The sequence below is a fragment of the Leucobacter sp. GX24907 genome (genome assembly GCF_053567335.1).
This window is the reverse complement of sequence record NZ_JBSGPD010000005.1, coordinates 145663-165378: the sequence shown is the minus strand read 5'-3', so window position 1 is coordinate 165378 and position 19716 is coordinate 145663. Positions and strand designations below refer to the sequence as shown.

Annotated in this window: 15 protein-coding genes and 1 tRNA gene; 11 read left to right on the top strand and 5 right to left on the bottom strand. The window is 62.2% G+C overall.

Features of this window, described 5'->3' with window-relative positions; genetic code table 11:
- Positions 1–161 precede the first annotated feature (161 nt).
- The 5 genes from ACUYV6_RS09280 to ACUYV6_RS09260 all read left to right on the top strand — a co-directional run bounded on the left by ACUYV6_RS09280 (position 162) and on the right by ACUYV6_RS09260 (position 5505).
- A complete protein-coding gene (locus ACUYV6_RS09280; RefSeq protein WP_449278377.1) occupies positions 162–1364 on the top strand; it encodes an ABC transporter substrate-binding protein in 1203 nt (400 codons plus the stop codon).
- A 69-nt stretch (positions 1365–1433) separates the two neighbouring features.
- Entirely contained in the window at positions 1434–2849 is a 1416-nt protein-coding gene (locus ACUYV6_RS09275; protein WP_449278376.1) for a branched-chain amino acid ABC transporter permease, read from the top strand.
- Between the two features lies 1 nt (position 2850).
- A complete protein-coding gene (locus ACUYV6_RS09270; RefSeq protein WP_449278375.1) occupies positions 2851–3849 on the top strand; it encodes a branched-chain amino acid ABC transporter permease in 999 nt (332 codons plus the stop codon).
- A complete protein-coding gene (locus ACUYV6_RS09265) occupies positions 3836–4681 on the top strand; it encodes an ABC transporter ATP-binding protein (protein WP_449278374.1) in 846 nt (281 codons plus the stop codon). The genes ACUYV6_RS09270 and ACUYV6_RS09265 overlap by 14 nt, the downstream gene beginning before the upstream one ends.
- Positions 4678–5505 (top strand): ABC transporter ATP-binding protein, encoded by an 828-nt coding sequence (locus ACUYV6_RS09260; protein ID WP_449278373.1) that lies wholly within the window; start codon positions 4678–4680, stop codon positions 5503–5505. Before ACUYV6_RS09265 ends, ACUYV6_RS09260 begins: the two co-directional genes overlap by 4 nt.
- 280 nt (positions 5506–5785) lie before the next feature.
- On the opposite strand, the gene ACUYV6_RS09255 is transcribed toward ACUYV6_RS09260, so the two are convergent.
- Together ACUYV6_RS09255 and ACUYV6_RS09250 are read right to left on the bottom strand one after the other, a co-directional pair.
- Positions 5786–7396, bottom strand: coding sequence for a thiamine pyrophosphate-binding protein (locus tag ACUYV6_RS09255; protein ID WP_449278372.1), 1611 nt, complete (start codon positions 7394–7396; stop codon positions 5786–5788).
- A 71-nt stretch (positions 7397–7467) separates the two neighbouring features.
- Positions 7468–8904 carry an aldehyde dehydrogenase family protein gene (locus ACUYV6_RS09250; RefSeq protein ID WP_449278371.1) on the bottom strand — a complete coding sequence of 479 codons (1437 nt, stop codon included), beginning with the start codon at positions 8902–8904 and terminating at the stop codon, positions 7468–7470.
- 731 nt (positions 8905–9635) lie between these two features.
- Here ACUYV6_RS09250 and ACUYV6_RS09245 point away from each other — a divergent pair.
- From ACUYV6_RS09245 to ACUYV6_RS09235, 3 genes are all read left to right on the top strand, one after another.
- Positions 9636–10736, top strand: a complete 1101-nt coding sequence (locus tag ACUYV6_RS09245) for an NAD(P)/FAD-dependent oxidoreductase (protein WP_449278370.1) — start codon at positions 9636–9638, stop codon at positions 10734–10736.
- A gap of 56 nt (positions 10737–10792) precedes the next feature.
- Positions 10793–11602, top strand: a complete 810-nt coding sequence (locus ACUYV6_RS09240) for an SDR family NAD(P)-dependent oxidoreductase (RefSeq protein WP_449278528.1) — start codon at positions 10793–10795, stop codon at positions 11600–11602.
- 64 nt (positions 11603–11666) lie between these two features.
- The gene (locus ACUYV6_RS09235) at positions 11667–12785 is read left to right on the top strand and encodes a branched-chain amino acid aminotransferase (RefSeq protein ID WP_449278369.1); all 1119 of its coding nucleotides are present in this window, start codon (positions 11667–11669) and stop codon (positions 12783–12785) included.
- A gap of 363 nt (positions 12786–13148) precedes the next feature.
- On the opposite strand, the gene ACUYV6_RS09230 is transcribed toward ACUYV6_RS09235, so the two are convergent.
- Positions 13149–13222, bottom strand: a tRNA-Arg gene (locus ACUYV6_RS09230).
- Between the two features lie 142 nt (positions 13223–13364).
- On the opposite strand from ACUYV6_RS09230, the gene ACUYV6_RS09225 reads away from it, so the two are divergent.
- Complete coding sequence (locus tag ACUYV6_RS09225; RefSeq protein ID WP_449278368.1) at positions 13365–13925, top strand: adenine phosphoribosyltransferase; 561 nt, start codon at positions 13365–13367, stop codon at positions 13923–13925.
- Positions 13926–13972: 47 nt separating this feature from the next.
- Positions 13973–15724, top strand: coding sequence for an AMP-binding protein (locus ACUYV6_RS09220; RefSeq protein WP_449278367.1), 1752 nt, complete (start codon positions 13973–13975; stop codon positions 15722–15724).
- A 165-nt stretch (positions 15725–15889) separates the two neighbouring features.
- Here the strand turns inward: ACUYV6_RS09220 and ACUYV6_RS09215 are convergent, their stop codons facing one another.
- Together ACUYV6_RS09215 and ACUYV6_RS09210 are read right to left on the bottom strand one after the other, a co-directional pair.
- On the bottom strand, positions 15890–17059 hold the full coding sequence (locus tag ACUYV6_RS09215) for a DUF2207 family protein (RefSeq protein WP_449278366.1): 1170 nt from the start codon (positions 17057–17059) through the stop codon (positions 15890–15892).
- Between the two features lie 31 nt (positions 17060–17090).
- A complete protein-coding gene (locus tag ACUYV6_RS09210) occupies positions 17091–18128 on the bottom strand; it encodes an o-succinylbenzoate synthase (RefSeq protein WP_449278365.1) in 1038 nt (345 codons plus the stop codon).
- A 139-nt stretch (positions 18129–18267) separates the two neighbouring features.
- Between ACUYV6_RS09210 and ACUYV6_RS09205 the strand changes: the two genes are divergently transcribed.
- Positions 18268–19701, top strand: a complete 1434-nt coding sequence (locus ACUYV6_RS09205) for an L-lactate permease (RefSeq protein WP_449278364.1) — start codon at positions 18268–18270, stop codon at positions 19699–19701.
- The last annotated feature ends 15 nt before the right edge of the window (positions 19702–19716 follow it).

Here is a 19716-nt window from a genome sequence, read left to right as displayed (position 1 = left end):
AGGGCGGGCCTGAAGGGTCAAAGGACACGAAACGATAACAATCCAATCTAGGTGGCGCGAGTTGTGTCGATAATATATATTGTTCAACAATGAACGGCAAATCAAGGACGATTTGTCAGAGAGGCAGAAGAGAAATGTCATTCAGTCGACGCACTTCCCAAATGCTTGTACTCGGAGCCGCCGCAACGCTATTGCTTACTTCGTGTTCGAACAGTTCAGATGCTGGAGATGCTGAGCCCTCGGCCGATGGGCCACTGCATGTCGCGTCGTTCTTCGCGCAGACAGGCCCCCATGCCTCGGGCTCGGAGCCGATCATTGCAGCGACGCAACTCGCTATCAATCACATCAACGAAGCCGGAGGAGTGTTCGGTCAGGATGTCGAGTTCATGGAGGTCGACTCCACAAGTGACAACGAAACGGCGCTTGCCGCTGCCGACCAGATCATTAACTCGGATACGAATATCGTTGTTGGACCGTACACATCCGGCATGAGTGCGGCGCTCATCGGTCCGATCACCGAAGCCGGAATGATCAACATCTCCGGCTCGAACACCTCCTCTGAGCTCACAGGAATGAGCGAACGCTACTTCCGTACCGCCCCGACCGACGCTCTCGAAGCCGCGCGGCTCACCGACCTGATTGCTAGCGAAGGTCACACTTCAGTTGCGCTCATTTGGCAGAACGACACGTGGGGCAAGGCCTTCGAAGAATCGATCGTCGAGAATCTCGAGGCTGCGGGAATCAGCATTGCCGCCAATGAGCCTTACAACGTGGAAGAGACGGATTTCAATGCGCAGGTGAATGCAGCGGTCGCGTCATCCCCCGATGCCGTGGTGTTCCTCTCCTATGCGGTGCATACCGGGGCCATGGTCGAGTCATTGATCGGGACGAACGACTTCCCCTCCGAGAACGTCTACTTTTCGAGTTCGACCATTGGTCAGTATGAGGACAGCCTGTCGGATCTTTCCTTCCTCGAGGGTGTGCAGGCGTATCAACCAGGGGCTCTTGAGGAGGAGCAGGCGCAATTCGAGTCCGCTGTACGAGAACTCGAGCCAAGTCTTGTCACGTTCGCCTATGCCGCATCGACCTATGATGCGACAATCCTCGGCGCGCTCGCGGCTGAGTCCGCACAGTCCACCGACCCCGATGAGATCGGCGCGGCGCTCACACAGATCAGCCGTGAGGATGGCGGTGGGGAGCAGTGCACGACGTATGCCGACTGTCTAGAGATTCTTCAGGGCGGGGGCACCATCAACTATGACGGAATCACAGGTCCTATCGAGTTTGACGACAACAACGACGTCGGCGAGACAAATTATCTGCTCTTCAAGTACGTGGCCGACGGCACGTACGAAGTCCAGTAACTCAGATACTCATTCATCATCGCGCGGGGATCGCGTAGACAGCATGCGATCCCCGCAGTGAGGAATCCTGTGCACCGAATAGTCTCTCTGTCTCGACGTCGCGGCGCGAACACGCCCGCCTACCTCGCAATTCTCACGCTCTTCGCGGTCGTGGCCCTGCTAGTCGTGGTTCCCGCGACCGCGGCGGGTGCGACGACCTTCATCGCGCAGGGAATCGAAGAAGATTCCGCCGATGCCGGATCCACAAGCCCGGATGAACTTGAATGGGGGTACACGCCCCGCGTGATCAATGAGGAGGGCGAGGGCGTAGTCGGCGTGTCAGTGACCGTCAGCGATGAATCGGGCGAAGTGCTCGGATCGACGGTGACCCAGGAGAACGGAATTGGCAGCGGCATCGGAGTTCCAGATGAGGGAACGTATATCATCACAGCCGATACTTCGGACATTGATGAGAGCTTCGTCGGAGGTAATATCTACGCGCTTGCACACACTCTCGGAGAAGCGAACACACTCCCGGTGCAGCGTATCCTCATCAATCTCGGAGAAACGGCGAACGACGGCGATGTCGAGTTAGATGAAACTGCTCAGGACTCTTCCTACAACGTGTCGTTTAAGCAAGTGGCACGGCAAGTTATCTACGGAGTGAATCTCGGACTCATTCTCGCGATTGCCGTACTCGGTATGACGCTGATTATGGGGACCACGCGCCTCACGAACTTCGCGTACGGTGACTCGCTCACCATCGGTGCGCTCGTCGCCTACTTCGTCTCCATCGTGCTGGGCCTCCCCATCTGGATCGCCGGCATGTTCTCGATCGCGGCCGGTGCCCTTATCCATTTCGTCCTCGATGCAGTGCTCTGGAGTCCCGCACGCAGGCGGGGGATCTCCATCGTCCCTTTGATGATCGCGACGATCGGTGTGGGGTTCATCATTCGGTACGTCGGATACGCCTTCTACGGGGGCTCGTCCAAGCGTGTAACCCCAGACACCATACCCAGCACCAGTATCGGGCCGGTTGTGTTTCCGGTCAGCGTCTACTACAGCGCTGGTATCGCCATCATCGTGCTGATCGCCGTGACGTGGTGGCTGCGCGGATCGCGCTCAGGACGCGCAATCCGCGCAGTAGCGGCGAATCGTCCGCTCGCCGCCGCAACCGGCGTGAACATCGACCGTACACTCCGATTGGTCTGGATCATCTCCGGAGCACTCGCGGGCCTCGCTGGCATCCTTATGGCATTTCTGAATGACGTCGCATGGGATATGGGGTTCAAAGCGCTCCTGGTGATCTTTGCGGCGGTGATTCTCGGAGGTGTGGGAAGCACCCGTGGTGCTGTCCTTGGTGCGCTCATCGTCGGCGTACTAACCGAAGTTCTTGTGATCTGGATGCCGTCTGACATGAAGTTTGTGGGCGGGCTCGTGGTGCTGATTCTTGTGCTCCTTGTTCGTCCGCAGGGCATCTTCGGTCAAGCGGAAAGGGTCGGCTGATATGGATCTTCTCAACATCATCATTGGGTCGTTTGGGCAGATCCTCTCGCCCATCACTGCAGCATTTGCGCTCGCCGCAATCGGACTGAATGTGCATTTCGGCTACACCGGACTGCTCAATTTCGGACAAGCAGGATTTGTGGCCATAGGTGCGTACGGCTTCGCTATTCCGGTCGTGCAGTTCGGCGCTCCGTGGCCGGTAGGGTTGCTCATCTCGATGTTCGCAGCGGTCCTCTTCGCGCTGTTGCTCGGCATCCCTACGCTACGTCTGCGCGGAGACTACTTAGCAATCGTCACGATCGCCGCTGCGGAGATATTCCGGTACACCATGAATTCTTCAGTGTTCGGCACGATTACGGGAGGGCCGCAGGGCATCTCGAACAACCCGTCCCAGGGCACTGACTACTCATCGGAACTCGCTGCGTTCAACCCGTTCGGGGAGGGACGAGTCTCGATTGGCCCCTGGACATTGACGACGACCTCTCTCTGGTGGTCGCTCGTCACCTGGGTGATCGTAGCCGTCGTCGCCTTCGTGCTCTGGTTGCTCATTCGGAGTCCTTGGGGGCTCACCCTGAAGGGCGTTCGCGAGGACGAGGCGGCAATGCGGAGCCTGGGGAAGAATGTCACATCCATCAAGATGCAGGCGCTTATCATTGGTGGATTGATCGGCGCCATCGCGGGGATCCTCTATGTGATGCCCGGATCTGTGTATCCACCAGACTATGCGACGCGAATGACGTTCAACCTGTACACCATCGTGCTCCTGGGAGGTGCAGCGACGGTGTTCGGGCCGATCGTCGGGTCAATGCTCTTCTGGGTGCTCCTCCAATTTACTGATCGACTCATCGTGCTTGGGTCCTCATCGGGGGCACTGGCTTTCTTCGCTGACGCGGCGCAACTCCGGTATGTACTCGTTGGACTTGCCCTCGTACTGCTGATCTTCTTCAGACCTCAGGGTCTGTTTGGCAACCGGAAGGAGCTTTCCTTTGACCGCACATGACGTAGCCGTCGAGGTTCCACTGATCCGTGCTGAGGGAGTAGTCCGCAGATTCGGTGGATTCACCGCCGTCGACATCCCTTATCTCGAAGTACCTCGAGGAAAGATCTCGGCCCTGATCGGCCCGAATGGTGCGGGTAAGACGACGCTCTTCAATCTGCTCACTGGCTTCGACACCCCGAATGCTGGCAAATGGTCATTCAACGGCCAGCCCTTGCAAGGCAAGCACGCCTATCAGATCGCAAGACTTGGGATGGTACGGACATTCCAGCTCACTAAGGTGCTCGGCAAGGTGACCGTGCTGCAGAATATGCTGCTCGGATCAAGACAGCGCGGAGAACGACTGGATCAAGCGCTGCTGCGCCCCCTCTGGATCGCAGAGCACCGCGAGTATCTCCAGCGGGCACGGGAGCTACTGGCGCGCTTTGGACTCGAAGCGAAACAGGACGACTATGCGGCCAGTCTTTCCGGCGGTCAGCGGAAGCTGCTCGAGATGGCTCGGGCGCTTATGGCACGTCCTAAGCTCCTCATGCTTGATGAACCGATGGCGGGAGTCAATCCCGCTCTCACGCAAACGCTGGTCGAGCACATCATGCGACTTCCAGAAGAAGGGATCGAGGTGCTCTTCGTTGAGCACGATATGCATGTGGTGAAGCGGATGGCGGGTCACGTGGTCGTAATGGCAGACGGCAAACTTGTTGCCCAAGGTACTCCGCATGAAACGCTGACCGATCAAGCTGTGGTCGACGCGTACCTCGGTACTCATCATGATGTAGATCTGCGTGATGTCATCGCGCAGCGCCAGGCACGACGAACTCCGGGAGCTCAGTCATGAACCAGTCAACTGTGATCGACTCGGCGACGCCGGCGCAGCAACTCGCGTCAACGAGGGTTGTCGTAGACAGTGTGTTCGGAGGTTACCTCCCGGGTGTCGACATTCTTCAAGGAAGTTCGATGCACGCTTCTGATGGTGAGCTTGTGGGCATCGTCGGACCGAACGGTGCGGGAAAATCAACCTTGCTCAAGGCGATCTTCGGCCTCGTGAGTATTCGTAGCGGCTCGGTGACGATCTCACAGCAGGATGTGACGAATGCTGCTCCCAACAGGCTGGTGCAGGCGGGGCTGGCGTTTGTGCCGCAGACCGAGAACGTATTCCCGCCTATGACTGTTCACGAGAATCTTGAGCTCGGAGCTCATCTGTCGCCGAAGAAGTTCGCTGAGCGCTACGACCGGGTCATGGAAACACTTCCTGAACTCACGAGGATCGCAAAGCGTCGCGCCGGCGCACTATCAGGAGGAGAGCGCCAGCTGGTCGCAATGGGGAGAGCTCTGATGAGCGAGCCGACCGTGCTGCTACTGGACGAGCCCTCCGCAGGCCTATCCCCGGTGCGTCAAGATGAAGCATTTCTCCGAGTGCATGATATCCGGTCGTCCGGTGTGTGCGTGATCATGGTCGAACAGAACGCGCGGCGCTGCCTCCAGGTCTGCGACCGCGCCTATGTGCTCGAACAAGGTCGTACCGCCTACGAAGGATCCGGTGAGGCCTTGTTGAAGGATCCGAAGGTCATCGAACTCTATCTGGGGAGCCTCGCTGATGAGGTTGCCGAGATGGATGGAACCGGGAAGAGTAGGCCGTCGGTATCCGGTGACCGCAGTTAGCTCCTCCCTAGCCTGACTCCTGGCTGCGACGATCAACGGCGCCTCCAAGACCGAACCCTTCCGCTGACCCGCAGGATAGTGGCCGTCGAAAACTGCCATTGGCTTTGAGCCGTTGCTCCGCGGCCAACTGCATCGGCATAGCACCGAGCGCCTCAGCGATGGCCTTCATCCTGTTTCGGAGCCAAGCCGTGAGCTACGCCCCCTTCAGTTCTGATATGCGTGGAGCGCACGGGCCGGAGAACTCGTTGTCCACGAGCTCCGCCCCTCCGTGTGTGCATGCTCACCGTTTGCCCCGAACGGCATTCATGACCTGCGGATAGCCATTCGGATCGACAGTGACGTCGATGAGCGAAGGCCCGCGGTGCGCGAACGACGATTCCAGCGCCGTGCGGAGCTCCGATCCTGTGCGCACTGTGTAAGCCTGGAGGCCGTAACCCTCGGCGACGCGAGCGAAGTCCGTATGAGTGAATTTCACGGATTTCTTCTCCGGGTCATCGCCCCGAATCGCTTTGATGTCAATGAGGCTTAATGTTGCATCGTTGAAGACGACTACCGTCACATCAAGGTCGAGGCGCGCAAGAGTCTCGAGTTCCCCGATGCACATACCCAAGCCTCCGTCGCCCGTGAAGCTCACCACCCGGCGCCCGGGGCGCGCGAGCCCTGCCGCAATTGCAGCCGGCAATGCGAACCCCATTGTCGCTAGTCCGCTTGAGATCAATAGCTCGTCGGGGTTCTCGACTTCCCAGAGCATGGTTGAGGGGAACATGTGGGCTCCTGCGTCCACGGTAGCGATGGAACCGGCCGGCGCAATTGCACGGGAGGACGCGACGACATCCTGCGGCGCAATGGCTCCGGTGGCGACTTCGTCTCGTCCGGCTTCGTAGAATGTCGCGAGCTCGGTAGATCGATGATCTGATGCGAAACCGCTTGGCCAGGTGGTCTCTGGCAGACACTCGCCCAGGCGCTGAATGAGGATCGCCAGGTCGCCGACGACCTCGACCTCAGCCTGAAGATACGGGCTTGTCTCGGCCCAACTTGCGAGTGAGACAACGGGGGCACTGTACTCCCACTGGTTCGGGATGAGTTCGACTGTGTCCATACCCACCAGCACGATGAGGTCTGCCGCCTCCAGTACGGGTCCTTCGGTGGTCGCGCCCGTCATGATGCCGGCATAGTTCTCCCAGGAATCTGGGATGACGCCCTTAGCGCGGTAGGTAGACAGAACGGGAGCGTCCGTCGCCGAGAGTACTGCGCGCAACGGCGCGGCAGATTGCCGAGCACCGACGCCGAGAACGAACACCGGGCGTCTGGCCTCCCGGGCAAGATCGATTGCGCGTTGCAGGTCGTTCTCCATCGATGAGACTGAGGTGCTCGCCTCCGCGGGTGCGGTGGCATCAGCCGAGGGATCGAAGTCGAGATGTACGGCACCCCGAGGGGCGTTCACAGCCGTTCGCAAGGCCTGTCGAGTGGTAGCCGCAGGGTCCCCGAACCCTCCAACGGTCGCGTTCCACTTGGTCAGTGGTCCGAAGAGCGCTCGTTGATCCAGTCGCTGGTGTGCGATGCGCTCGGTGTCAGCAGCGCTCACCGTGTCTGTGATGAGCAAGAGCGCCTGCCGATCGAGCTGCGCATTTGCCACACCGTTCGCAGCATTCGCTGCGCCGGGCCCACGCGTCACAACGCAGACTCCCGGCACGTCGGAGAGGTCGCCGTAGACACTCGCCATGATCGCCGCTGAGGTTTCATGATGAGCGAGGACAAATGGAATGCCTGAGTCGGAGGCGGCAGCAATGAGATTGAGGTTGTTGCCACCCCCCGGCATGCCGAAGAGCCGGTCTACGCCTGCCCGTGCCAGTTCTTGTGCGATCGCATCGGACAACTCTCTTGAATTCATGTGCATCCCTTCTGGTCGCAGATCCGATACGCGCTGTGCTCTGGGCATTGATGGCGCAGCGTCGAAGCCGGTCATCGGAGGATCTTTGTCACGATCGATTTGGTCTGGCAGTACTCCTGGAGTGCTTCGAAGCCCTTCTCCCGCCCGTACCCCGACTTCTTGAAGCCGCCGAATGCGTACTCGACTCCACCGCCTGCGCCGTAAGTATTGATGTAGATCTGTCCGGCTGTGACTTCGTTGCTCAGAGCGTGCGCGATATTCACGTTGGTGGTCCAGACCGCGGCGATCAAGCCATAGTCGGTGCCATTCGCCAGCCGAACCGCGTCCTCGACGGAGTCGAATACCGTGAGCGCGGCGACTGGTCCGAACACTTCTTCGCGTGCAATCTCCTCTTCGGGGGCGACATCGACGAATATCGTCGGAGGGAAGAAGAACCCGGACTGGGGTACATCGATATTGCCGGGACCGCCGATCTGTCGCGCTGAGCTCGCCTGCGCCCGAGACACGATCTCAGTCACGCGTGCGAGCTGCTTCTGAGAGATAAGCGGACCGAGATCCGGGTCTCCGCGCCCCTCTCCGATTGAGATCTTCGCGAGGGAGCGTTCAAGGCGGCTGACGACTTCCTCATGGATCTCCCGTTGAACCAGAATGCGAGATCCGGCGGAACATGTCTGGCCGGCATTCTGGATCATCGACTTCACTATCACGGGAACGGCCACATCGAGATCCGCATCGTTGAAGACGATATTTGGTGACTTGCCTCCAAGCTCGAGCGCAACCGGGGTCACATTCTCGGCAGCTGCTTGCGCAACGGTGATGCCGACCGGCGCGGATCCGGTGAACGACAGGTGATCAATCCCCGGGTGCCTCGATAGCGCAGCGCCCGCCTCGCTTCCCAGGCCCGGTACGACGTTCAGCACGCCGGCGGGCAGACCCGCTTCGAGCGCCAGTTGTGCGAGCCTTACGACGGAAAGCGGTGCGTCCTCTGCGGGCTTCACGACTGAGCAATTGCCAACCGCGATAGCGGGAGCCACCGTACGGCAACCTATCTGCAGCGGATAGTTCCAGGGGATGATGTGGCCCGTCACCCCGAACGGTACATGTCTCGTCTCCGCTACGAAGTCACCATTAGCGGGTAGGCTCGTACCGGAGAAAGCCTCGATCGTGTTCGCGTAGAACTCGAAGTATCGTGCTGCGACATCGACATCGGCACGCGCTTGAGAGAGCGGCTTGCCGGTGTCCTGGCTCTCCAGGAACGCCAGTTCCTCTCGCTCTTCCTGGATCCGAACGCCGATGTTTCGCAGAATGCGCGACCGGTCTACTGTGGGTGTGCTCGACCACGTGACGGACGCGGCCCTTGCGGCCTGGACCGCGGCATCGATGTGCTCGGTCGTGCCTCGCACCGTGGATCCGATGATCTCTCCCGTAGAGGGGTCGAGGACGTCGATGTAGTCGCCTCCCTCGGTTCCTACCATTTCGCCGTTGATGACGGCTGGTTGCACTCTCATGAGTTTCCTTCCCGGATAGGTACATGACTCTCGCACGGCGGCGGAGCACAGCGTTGGAGGAACGAGGTGAAGGTGCTTCTCGGGTTCAGAAGATTGCGCCCGTCGTTACCTTGTATTGTTCGATGATTAGTGTAACGTGTTGAACAATCACCGGCAAGAGTGCGAAGGGGCAGCGTGTGGCGACGGAACAAGAACTTGTAGGAGCCCGACTTGGGCCACTCCGGACGACACATAGTCATCACATTGCTGCGGTTCGGAAACTGATGTCCGGGGCCTCAGCGACTGCAGGGTTCCTTGGGATCACGGACCTGGTGAGTACCGGGTCGACTGTTCTGGACGAGTTCGGCGTTGTCGGCACTGCTCATACCGGCGCGCCCCGTCGGGGCACCGAAGAGGGAAAGGCCGTCGCGCCCGCAGGCGCTTTGCGTTACGAAGCGGTCGGAAGAAAAATCGGAACTCGATACGAAGCGAAGGAATCTGCTGTCGCTCGTATGCTTGCAGAAGGACGCGGCGTCTCAAGAACTGTCGCGATTCTCCCGAGTAACCAGTGGTGAGAGGTATGAAGTCCAGGAGCGCCGGCCGGGCCCGGTTTCTGAAGAAGAGGGGCGACGAAGCGGGGAGCTCTCCGGCTCCCGGCGCTCGAGATAGTGCGCCCCGAAGTGCTCACTGCAACGCACTGACTCGAGGGTGCAGAACTGTTTCCTCGTCACATCAAGATTGGGGCCATTGAGATGCGTACTGCAGATGCAGTTGTAATTGGTGGTGGATGCATCGGCACGAGCACCCTCTACCACCTTGTCCGTATGGGTATCGCGGATGTGGTCCTGCTCGAGTCTGAGACCCTGGGTAGCGGATCCACGAGCAAAGCCGCCGGCGGGGTCCGGGTGCAACACAGTGATGAGCTGAATACTCGTATCGTTCTGCGGTCTATTCAGGAGTTCCAGTCTTTCGAAGAACGTACGGGAGTGCCGAGTGGTTTTCAGCAGGTCGGGTATCTCTTTGCCATTAATAGCGCGAGTGACTTGGAACGGTTCCGCGCATCTGCGGCTGCTCAACGGGCACTCGGCGCTCCTACCGAGATCCTGGGCGTCGACGGCATTCGGGAACTTCTTCCCGGCCTCTCCGTCGATGACCTGGTCGGCGCGTCATTCTGCCCGATTGAGGGGTATGCGGTTCCGGAATCTGTGGTGCAGGGCTATGCGTCGGCCGCGCGTCGCGGTGGTGGGAGGATCGAGACGAACGCTCCTGTTCTTGAGATCCTTTGTGACTCTGTAGGCGTATCGGGTGTGCGTACTTCTCGGGAGATCATCCGTACGCGTCGAGTAGTGATCGCTGCAGGCGTTCAGAGTCGTGATCTCGCGGCGTCGGTAGGCCTTGATCTCCCGGTCTCCGCCGAGGCCCGCACGATCTATTTCAGCGGGAATGCGGTGGGTGTTCCCGCACGCGCCCCGCTCACAGTCGATGTCGCGACCAACTTCTATTTCCACCGAGAAGGCGAGGGCCTTATTTTCTCAGGCCCTGAGGGTGATCTCGAATCGCTTTCGGAGTACGCCATGAAGCGACTTCCTTCATTGGAGGATGCATCGATCCAGACGTCTTGGTCGGGAAACTATGACATGAGTCCTGATCGGAATGCGATGGTCGGCGCCTCTGAGATTTCGGGATTGTTCTACGCGACGGGTTTCTCGGGGCATGGTTTCATGCAATCACCGGCCGTCGGTGAGCATCTAGCTGAGCTCGTTTCGGATCTCGAGCCGACGCTCGACCTTTCGCAGATGAGCGCCCGTCGCTTCGCTGAGGGGGTCGACCGGGTCGAAGCTCTGATTATTTAGCGATGCCACGGAGTTTAAGTTCCTCACTCAACAACCAAGGAGAAAACGTGTCAGATATGAAGCGGTTTATTGGCAAGGTTGCCGTGATCACCGGTGCGGCTCACGGTATCGGCCTGGCGATCGCCAGGCGATACTCGGCCGAGGGGGCGTCAGTAGTGCTCTCGGACCTCAATGGTGAAGCAGCCGAGCAAGCAGCAGATCAGATCAATGCTGATGGTGGTACGGCGTACGCCGTGACGTGTGATGTCAAGTCCTCGGAGCAGATTTCTCATCTGATCGATGCCACGATAGAGAAATTCGGCCAGATCGACATTCTCGTGAATAATGCCGGTGATGTGACCGTCCTGAAGCACTTCCTCACGACGGATGAAGCCTGGTGGGATCATTTCCAGGACACCAATCTGAAGAGCCAGTTCCTCACCATTCGAAAAGCTGCGCCGATCATGGCGCGTGCTGGTGGAGGAACGATCATCAACATGTCGAGCGGCGGTGCTACTCGCGCTCATCGGGGAATGGTGGCATACGACGCGTCCAAGGGGGGAGTCGAAGGAATGACCCGTGCACTGGCTCTAGAACTTGCCCCGTATAAAATTCGCGTGAATGCTATCGTTCCGGGCCTCATCGCTTCGCGACCCGAACATCTGGAAGGCCCGGCAGCCGAAGTGCGCGACCGTACGGTGCCCTGGGGAAGAGGCGGAACGCCGGAGGATCTCGCGGGCCCGGCAGCGTTCCTCGCTTCCGATGACGCCGCATATATGACGGGAAGCACCCTGGTGGTGGACGGGGCAATCCTCGTGCAACAGCGGAGCCCGCAGGTCGAGGTCTTCCGTGTGGAGAACTATCCTTCGCTCGACGAGATCTTCTGATCCCGAGTCGTGGCCGCGTGAATGACCACCGGCCTTTCCCTGCAGAGATCTTGAGGAGATCGTGATGACCGTCAGTTCATGGACGGATGATTCTGCTTTCACCGTAGTTGCGCACCCCGATCCGGCTTCGACAGCGCTCCGAGAGGAACTCTTGCGCGATCCACGGTTCGGTCAGACATTCACTGACCACATGGTGACGATCGAGTACACGGACGAGGCGGGGTGGCACTCGCCCACTGTCGGCCCGTTGAGAGAATTCTCATTGCACCCGGCGAGCGCTGTGCTGCATTACGCGCAGGAGGTGTTCGAGGGGCTGAAAGCGCATGCACGCGATGACGGGAGCGTGGCGCTCTTCCGAGTCGAACAGCATGCTGAGAGGTTTAACAGTTCGTTGCGCCGCCTCGCCATGCCTGAGATGCCCACTGAACTATTCGTTGCCGCAGTGAAGCGGCTGGTACGGGCGGACGCCGGGTGGGTTCCGAGCGGCCCGGGTCAGTCGCTGTATATTCGGCCCTTCGCGTTCGCGACCGACACTGTTCTGGGGGCGGGCAAGGCGTCCTCCACGTATACCTTCGCGGTCATAGCATCTCCGACTGCTGGGTGGTTCGGCGGTGAACAGAAAGCCATCTCGGTGTGGGTCGAAGAGCACTACGTGCGTGCCGCGCGAGGCGGCATCGGGGATGTCAAGGCAGGTGCGAACTATGCAGGGGCCTTACTGGGGCTTCGTGCGAGTTCGGATCATGGCTGCGACCAGGTGGTTTGGCTCGATGCCGCCGAACAGAAGTGGATCGAGGAAGCGGGAGCTATGAACCTCTTCCTGGTTGCCGATCGGGGGGACGGGATTACTCTGCTCACGCCGGCGCTCACCGGCACGTTCCTTCCCGGCATCACGAGACGAAGCATCATCGAACTCGCTCCGAAGCTCGGTCTCCGTGTAGAAGAGACCAGGATCTCCCTGGATGACTGGCGCGAAATGGCTCGGAGCGGTGAACTTCTCGAAGCCTTTGCTTGCGGTACCGCTGCAGTGCTGGTCTCGATCGGCTCAGTGCATACTCAGGACGAGGCCTGGACTGTCGGAGATGGAAGCCTAGGCGGAGTTGCGCAAGAAATCCGCGAACGGCTTCTCGGCATTCAGCGGGGCACGGCTGAGGATATCTTCGGTTGGACTACGGAGGTCGTGTAGAAAGATGAGGGCGCCCGACATTGGCGCCAAGTCATCTCACGGTGGTGTGCCTTTGAACATGGGCCGCCCGCGAAGGGGGCCTTGATGTTTCGGGGTCTGTTGCCGGCCGGGTGATGCGGCTCCTCAGCTTGGCGCTATCGGCTGTTCGAAAAGAAGCATGTGCTTCGGTGCGGCCCCAGGATGGGTGCGGATCGGATGATCGATCAGATCGCGTACACACCCTGCCCGTACCGGGGCGGTGTGCTTTGCCTCCGGCTGATCCAGCGGTTCAGGCCGACAGGTGATGCATTTCCGCAGTCGCGCGGTTCTTGGTGCTGCAGGAGGCGACTCATCTGAGACACATGTCCCGACTCATCACAAAAGCGCGCCCCGAGGGATTCGAACCCCCGACCTTCTGATCCGTAGTCAGATGCTCTATCCAGCTGAGCTAGGGGCGCACGTCGGTTTCCCAACTCGGAAAACATTACCCGAAGTCGACCGAAAACAAAAATCGACTCGCATCGCTCAGGGTACGCTTGATCGGCGTCCCTCGGCTACGCACGAGAGCGTTGCCGCACCCCCGATAGTGAAGGACCAGCGATGTCAGAGACCTCCGATCAAACCGTCGACGAGAGTGGCATGTCTGCCGAACTCGTGCGCGCCGAGGGCTTGATCCGCGAGATCCCCGATTACCCCGCGCCGGGCATCCTTTTTCGCGACATCACCCCGGTGCTGGGCGATGGCCCCGCCTTCCGGGCGACCGTCGATGCGCTGATCGCCCCGTTCGCGGGCGAGTTCGATGTCATAGCAGGGTTGGAGGCGCGCGGATTCCTGTTCGCGAGTGCCGCGGCCTATGCGAGCGGCGCCGGCCTGATGCCCATTCGCAAGGTCGGCAAGCTGCCGCAGCCCGCCGCGTCCGTCGAGTATGCGCTCGAGTACGGCACGGCGGTGATCGAAGCGCACGCCGATTTCGATCCGGGAACGCGCGTGCTCCTCATCGACGACGTGCTCGCAACGGGTGGCACGCTGAAGGCCGCAGAGCAACTGATGACGCAGCTCGGCTACACCGTCGTGGGCAGTGCGGTACTCTTCGAGATCGCCGGCCTCGGTGGGCGAGAGACCCTTGACGGGCTCTCGCTGCACACGGTATTCCAGAGCTGACGCGTGCGGCCTGAGGCGGTGGATCGAGGGCCAGGGAGGTTGAGGGCATGAATCATATCGACGGAGGTGCTGCGTTCCTTGCGGCACGAGATCACCTGCTCGAGCTCGCTGAGGATCCGGGCAACGCTCGCGAGCACTTCGTGTGGCCCGATCTCGGCGACGCATTCAACTGGGCGCACGACGTCTTTGATCGCATCGCCGAGGGCAATGACACGATTGCGCTCTGGATCGCCGAGGACGATGCCGCGGGATCCACTCGGACCGAGGTGAAGCGCTCCTTCGCACAGTTGAAGCAGCGCAGCGATCAGGTCGCGAACTGGCTGCTCGCGAACGGTGCGCAGCGCGGAGACGTCGCCATGCTCATGCTGGGCAACCGCGTGGAGCTGTGGGAGATCATGCTCGCCGCGCTCAAGATCGGCGTCGTGATCCTGCCGACCTCGGTCGTGCTCGGCACCCACGAGCTCGTCGATCGAGTCACCCGCGGGCAAGTGCGCTTCGTGTTCGCCGGGCCGGAGGACGCCGTGAAGTTCGCGGACGTGCCGGGGGAGTACCGCGGTATCGGTGTTGGCTTCGATGCCGGAAGCCAGGATCAGCGCGCCGCGCTCTACGACTGGCTGCGCTACGAGGAGTCGAGCGCGGCGTCCCTCGCACCAGTCGAGAAGCGGACCCAGAGTGCGGATCCCGCGCTCATCTACTTCACCTCGGGCACGACCAGCCTGCCGAAGATCGTCGTCCACTCCCACACCAGTTACCCTGCCGGTCACCTCACCACGCTCTCGTGGATCGGCGTGCGCCCCGGAGACGTCCACTCCGTCATCAGCGCGCCCGGCTGGGCGAAGCATGCGTGGTCGAGCTTCTTCGGCCCTTGGCACGTCGGAGCCACGATCTTCGTTTCGAACTACACCCGCTTCGACGCGGCGAAGCTCGTCGCCGAGCTCGAGCGCGCCGGAGTCAGCACGTTCTGCGCCCCGCCGACGGTCTGGCGCATGCTCATCCAGGCAGACCTCGAGCAGAAGCCGAGCGCGCTGCGAGAGGTCGTCTCTGCGGGTGAGCCGCTCAACCCCGAGGTGATCGCTCGCATCCGTGAGTGGTGGGGGCTTGAGATCCGCGACGGCTACGGGCAGACCGAGACCACGGCGCTCATTGCGACGATGCCCGGCGACGCGATTGTTCCCGGGGCTATGGGACGGCCGCTGCCCGGTGTCGACGTCGCCCTTATAGATCCGTCGACCGGCGAGGAACGCGAAGAGGGCGAGATCTGCCTGCGGCTCACGGGCCGCGTACCTCCGCGCAACCTCATGCTCGGTTACTTCGGGAATGAGGAGGCGACCGAGCGCGCCATGCGCGACGGGTACTTCCACACGGGAGATGTCGCGCAGCGCACCGCCGGCGGGGTGCTGACGTTTGTCGGGCGCACCGACGACATCTTCAAATCGAGCGACTTCAAAGTCTCGCCGTTTGAGGTTGAGAGCGCCTTGCTCGAGCATGCCGCAGTCGCCGAAGCCGCGGTCGTGGGCGCCCCCGACGACACCCGGCTCAACGTTACGAAGGCCTATGTTGCGCTCGCCGCAGGCACCGAGCCGAACGCTGAGACGGCGCGCGCGATCCTCGCCCACGCCCGTGCAGCCATGCCGCCCTACATGCGGGTGCGACGCGTCGAGTTCGCCGAGCTGCCGAAGACGACCTCCGGCAAGATTCGCCGCGTCGAACTGCGGAACCGCGAGGTCGCGGCATTCGAAGCGGGCGAGCGCATCGAGTCGGAGTGGCGTGAGGAAGACTTCCCCGGCCTCAAGGGGTAGCGGCGGGGCGGACGCGATCCTCATCGAGATCAGCCGCGTTGTTCCTTGACCGCAACTGAAGGAACAACGCGGCTGATCTCGGTGAATCGGTGCCGGGTGAATCGGTGCCGGGTGAAGTCAGTGAGTACGAGACAGCACCGGGCGAGGCAAGCCGCCCCGCACCCGCTAGAGCCGGCCGAAGAACGAGAACACCCCGCCGATCACACGGATCACCTGACCGATGATGGAGAGCACCTCCAGTACTGCCACGACGCCGTCGAGCGTGCCACCGAGCACGCGCAGGTTCTGCGATACTTCGATCGGGCCGCCGAGGTGCTCGAACTCCCGCTGCCAGGCCCGTTCTTGCCGGAACAGGATCGCATAGGGCAGCAGACGCTCGATCAGCACGAACCGATCGAGTTGTGACTGGGCGACCGGATCGCCGACCACCGGCTGCGGTCGGAGTCCGAGGGCCGCTCCGCCTGGGGTCAGTGCGCCGGCTGGCGTGCGCAGGGCGCCATCGGGCGACTGGAGCATGCGCAGACGATCCTGCTCGCTCAGCCGGATGTATCTGCGCAGCCCGGAGAGGTGGCGTCGCAGTTGCCGCCCGCTCTCAGTGAATCTCAGCAGGGGTGGCGGGGCGAGGGTCAGCACCCAGAGAACGAGGGCGATGTCGATGAGCACGGCGACGATGGAGAGCCAGTCTCCCGCCACGATTCCGCCGATCAGCATGATGAGGCCGACGGCGGCGGTCGCGAGGAACAGCAGCGACAGCAGTACGAGATGGACGGAGTTCTCGCGTCGGTGGGTGAACCCGTCCGTCGCCATGCGTGCCCGTGTCGCATCGAAGAACTGCCGTAGGCGACGGCGTCGGTAATGGCGGAAGGATCCGCGCCCCCTGAGGAAGATGACTTCGGGTGCATCCTCCGGCCGCTCTGCGGAGACGCCGATGTCGGCCAGAGCCCGGAGATAGCGACGCTGCTGCCTCGGTTTCATCGTTCCTGGGCGGAAGGCGTCGAGGAAGAATCGCTCATCGGTCGTCAGCGAAGCCTCGCGCCGTACCTCGATCGCCAGTGGACCGCGGCGGCGGCCGGCTCGTCCGCCCGTGGTGAGCACACGCACCCGATTGCGCACGGCGAGGTCGATGAGTGCGGCTGAGAGCACCCGACGGTCGGCGCGGAGCGCGAGGCCGTGCTCAAAAATGTTCCCCTGCTGCGGAGGAAGAAACTCGACCACCGGGGAGGAAGGCAGGCTGCGAGCGATGGGCCGTGCGATCGCGACGATCAGCAGCCCGATCAGGGCGATCAGCCCTCCGATGACGAGGAAGCCGATGAAGGTTGCGGAGGTGTCGCTCATCCCTTCCATACTATGACTGGGCTCTGGCGGGCTAGCTCGCAAGCAGGCGGTAGCAGCGCTCGATGCGCTCCAGCCACCAGGTGGTGCGCTCGGGATCGGCCGCGAACTCATCCAGCCGAGCGTGGTCGAGGCGTGGTCGGCGCACGGCGATCCTGCCCCCCTCTGGGAGCAGCGGATCGGCGGTCACGTCGCCGGTGAGGAGCGCAGCGGTGCCGAGTCCGCAGGCCCCGGCGAGATGCGCCGGGGTTCCGCTCAACGGGCCGGGGAGTGTGGCAGCGAGATGCAGCCCCATCGAGATGCCGACCGATGTGTCGAGCGCACTCGACACCACCACAGGCAGTCCCGCCTGTTCGACGATGTCGCGTGCTCTCGCGATGCCGCCGAGCGGCTGAGCTTTGATCACCAGCAGGTCGGCGGCCCCGGCGCGCGCGACGGCGAGGGGATCGGCGGCCTTGCGTACGCTCTCGTCGGCCGCGATACGGACGCAGCCGCCCAGCCACCCCCGCAGCTCGGCCAGCTCGGGGACCGTCGCGCACGGCTGCTCGGCGTAGTCGAGGCCGAACTGGGAGAGCGCGGTGAGCGCCTCGCGCGCCTGATCGACTGGCCAGCCGCCGTTCGCGTCGACACGGATCAGCGCGTCGTCTCCCAGCGCCTCCCGCACCGCCCGCACCCTCGCGATGTCGTCGCTGAGCGTCTGCCCGCTTTCTGCGACCTTGACCTTGGCGGTACGACAGCCGCGAAAGCGCGCGAGCACCGCCGCGACCTCCTCGGCGTGCACCGCTGGCACCGTGGCGTTCACCTCGATCGAGTCGCGCAGCGGCCTCGGCACCTCGCCCCACCCGAAGTCGATCGCGGCCGCGAGCCAGGCCGAGGCTTCGTCGTCGGCATACTCCGGGAACGGAGAGAACTCGGTGGCGCCACCTGGCCCGTCGAACACGACCGCCTCGCGCACCGTCACTCCGCGGAAGCGCGTGCGAGTCGGGATCGCGACCACGCGCGCAGCATCGAGGAGGTCTCGCAGACCTGGCAGATCGGCGAGTGGTGGGACGTGCGACGCGGGGACGGTCATGATCCTCGATCCTGCCATGGACCCATGCGCGTGGAGCCGCACGCAGCCCGGCAATCGCCCGATTGGCGCGGGCGCGCCTCGAGTGACACACTGGCGTCGTTGCGGCTCGAAGGGGAGCGCACAGACCTGGAGGGTACGCATGGGAGCACTCGACCTGCTGCTCGCCGGAGTACCCATCGTGCTGCTCATCGGTCTGCTTGCGCTGCGCGTGCGTGCGCTGCCGGCTGCGCTCATCGCGATCGCTTCGGTCTTCGTGCTCGGGTTCCGGTTTCCGATCGCGGGTGATGAATTGCTCGGCGTCGCCCACTCCATGACTGCCGCGGTCGTCAATATCGTGTTCGTCATGCTGGGCGGCATTGTGCTCTCGGCGTTCTTCTCGGTCTCGGGTGCGCAAGACACGATCAGCGGGTGGCTCGCCGGTGCGGCGCATGGTCGGGAGCGCGCGGCATTGTTGTTCGCGCTCGCCGTGATCCCGATCATCGAATCGATCATCGGCTGGGGCGTCGGGGTCATCATTGTCGTTCCGCTGCTCATGCGGATCGGCCTCAATGCGACGCAGGCCGGCGCGGCGGCGCTGCTCGGTCTGGTGCTGTATCCGTGGGGAGCACTCGGACCAGGGCTTTTGCTTGCCGCCGAAGTGGCGGATCTCGACCTGCACGGCTTGGGCGTCGCGACCGCGATACTGACGTTGCCGGTGCTTCTCGTGATGGGATCCGCGATCTACCTCGTGTGCGTCGGGCCGGTGATGCGCGGGCGATTGATCGGTGAGCTCGCGATCACCGTGCTCGTGATGTGGGGTGTGCTGTGGGCGAGTAACGCGTGGATCAGCCCGGCTCTCGCAGGCATCTTCAGCGGAGTCGCCGGTGCGGTGACGCTGCTCGGGCTCGCGCGTTGGGAAGGCGGCCGCCCGCCGCGCTTCACCCGCGAAGTCGGCCTGGCCTTCCTGCCCTACGCGCTGCTGATCGGCGTCATGCTCGCAGTCATCGGGATCGCCGCGATCGTCGATCTCGGCGAGTGGCACTCGATGGTCACGAGCCCAGGTCTGTGGCTCACCGTGACAGCCGCCATTACTCCGGTCGTCTTTCGTATGGCACGGGCCGATGTGGTGGCCGCGGCTATCCAAGGGGTCAGGGTCTGGGCGCCCGTGTGCTTCGTGACCATGCTCTACGTGGCGTTCGGTGCGCTGCTCGCTGCATCGGGGATGACCGAAGCACTCGCGGTGTCGTCCGCACTGCTCGGTGGATGGTTCCTCGTGCTGATGCCCTTGGTCGGCTTCGTCTCCGGGTACGTGACCGGATCCAACACGGCCGCTTCGGCCATGGTCAGCTACGGAATCCACGAGGCGAGCGCCACGGTAGGAGCCGATCCGAACATCGCACTCGGCGCGCAGAACGTGGCCACCGGAGCTGCGATCATGGCGACACCGGCGCGAATCGAGCTCGTCGCGGGGCTTGCGAAGCAGGTCTCGCCCGGCGCGGTCGCCGATACGGGCAGGATCATTCGCACCGTATTGCTCGCGAACCTTGTGGTCGTGCTGATCTTGACCGGCATCATGGTGCCCCTGATGCCGTGAGGAGTACCGTGACTG

Excerpts from the sequence above, each read along its gene's own strand:
- ACUYV6_RS09280 (WP_449278377.1), top strand. The coding sequence starts at position 162 with ATGCTTGTACTCGGAGCCGCCGCAACGCTATTGCTTACTTCGTGTTCG.
- ACUYV6_RS09270 (WP_449278375.1), top strand. The coding sequence starts at position 2,851 with ATGGATCTTCTCAACATCATCATTGGGTCGTTTGGGCAGATCCTCTCG.
- ACUYV6_RS09260 (WP_449278373.1), top strand. The coding sequence starts at position 4,678 with ATGAACCAGTCAACTGTGATCGACTCGGCGACGCCGGCGCAGCAACTC.
- ACUYV6_RS09255 (WP_449278372.1), bottom strand. The coding sequence starts at position 7,396 with ATGAATTCAAGAGAGTTGTCCGATGCGATCGCACAAGAACTGGCACGG.
- ACUYV6_RS09250 (WP_449278371.1), bottom strand. The coding sequence starts at position 8,904 with ATGAGAGTGCAACCAGCCGTCATCAACGGCGAAATGGTAGGAACCGAG.
- ACUYV6_RS09245 (WP_449278370.1), top strand. The coding sequence starts at position 9,636 with ATGCGTACTGCAGATGCAGTTGTAATTGGTGGTGGATGCATCGGCACG.
- ACUYV6_RS09240 (WP_449278528.1), top strand. The coding sequence starts at position 10,793 with ATGAAGCGGTTTATTGGCAAGGTTGCCGTGATCACCGGTGCGGCTCAC.
- ACUYV6_RS09235 (WP_449278369.1), top strand. The coding sequence starts at position 11,667 with ATGACCGTCAGTTCATGGACGGATGATTCTGCTTTCACCGTAGTTGCG.
- ACUYV6_RS09225 (WP_449278368.1), top strand. The coding sequence starts at position 13,365 with ATGTCAGAGACCTCCGATCAAACCGTCGACGAGAGTGGCATGTCTGCC.
- ACUYV6_RS09220 (WP_449278367.1), top strand. The coding sequence starts at position 13,973 with ATGAATCATATCGACGGAGGTGCTGCGTTCCTTGCGGCACGAGATCAC.
- ACUYV6_RS09215 (WP_449278366.1), bottom strand. The coding sequence starts at position 17,059 with ATGAGCGACACCTCCGCAACCTTCATCGGCTTCCTCGTCATCGGAGGG.
- ACUYV6_RS09210 (WP_449278365.1), bottom strand. The coding sequence starts at position 18,128 with ATGACCGTCCCCGCGTCGCACGTCCCACCACTCGCCGATCTGCCAGGT.
- ACUYV6_RS09205 (WP_449278364.1), top strand. The coding sequence starts at position 18,268 with ATGGGAGCACTCGACCTGCTGCTCGCCGGAGTACCCATCGTGCTGCTC.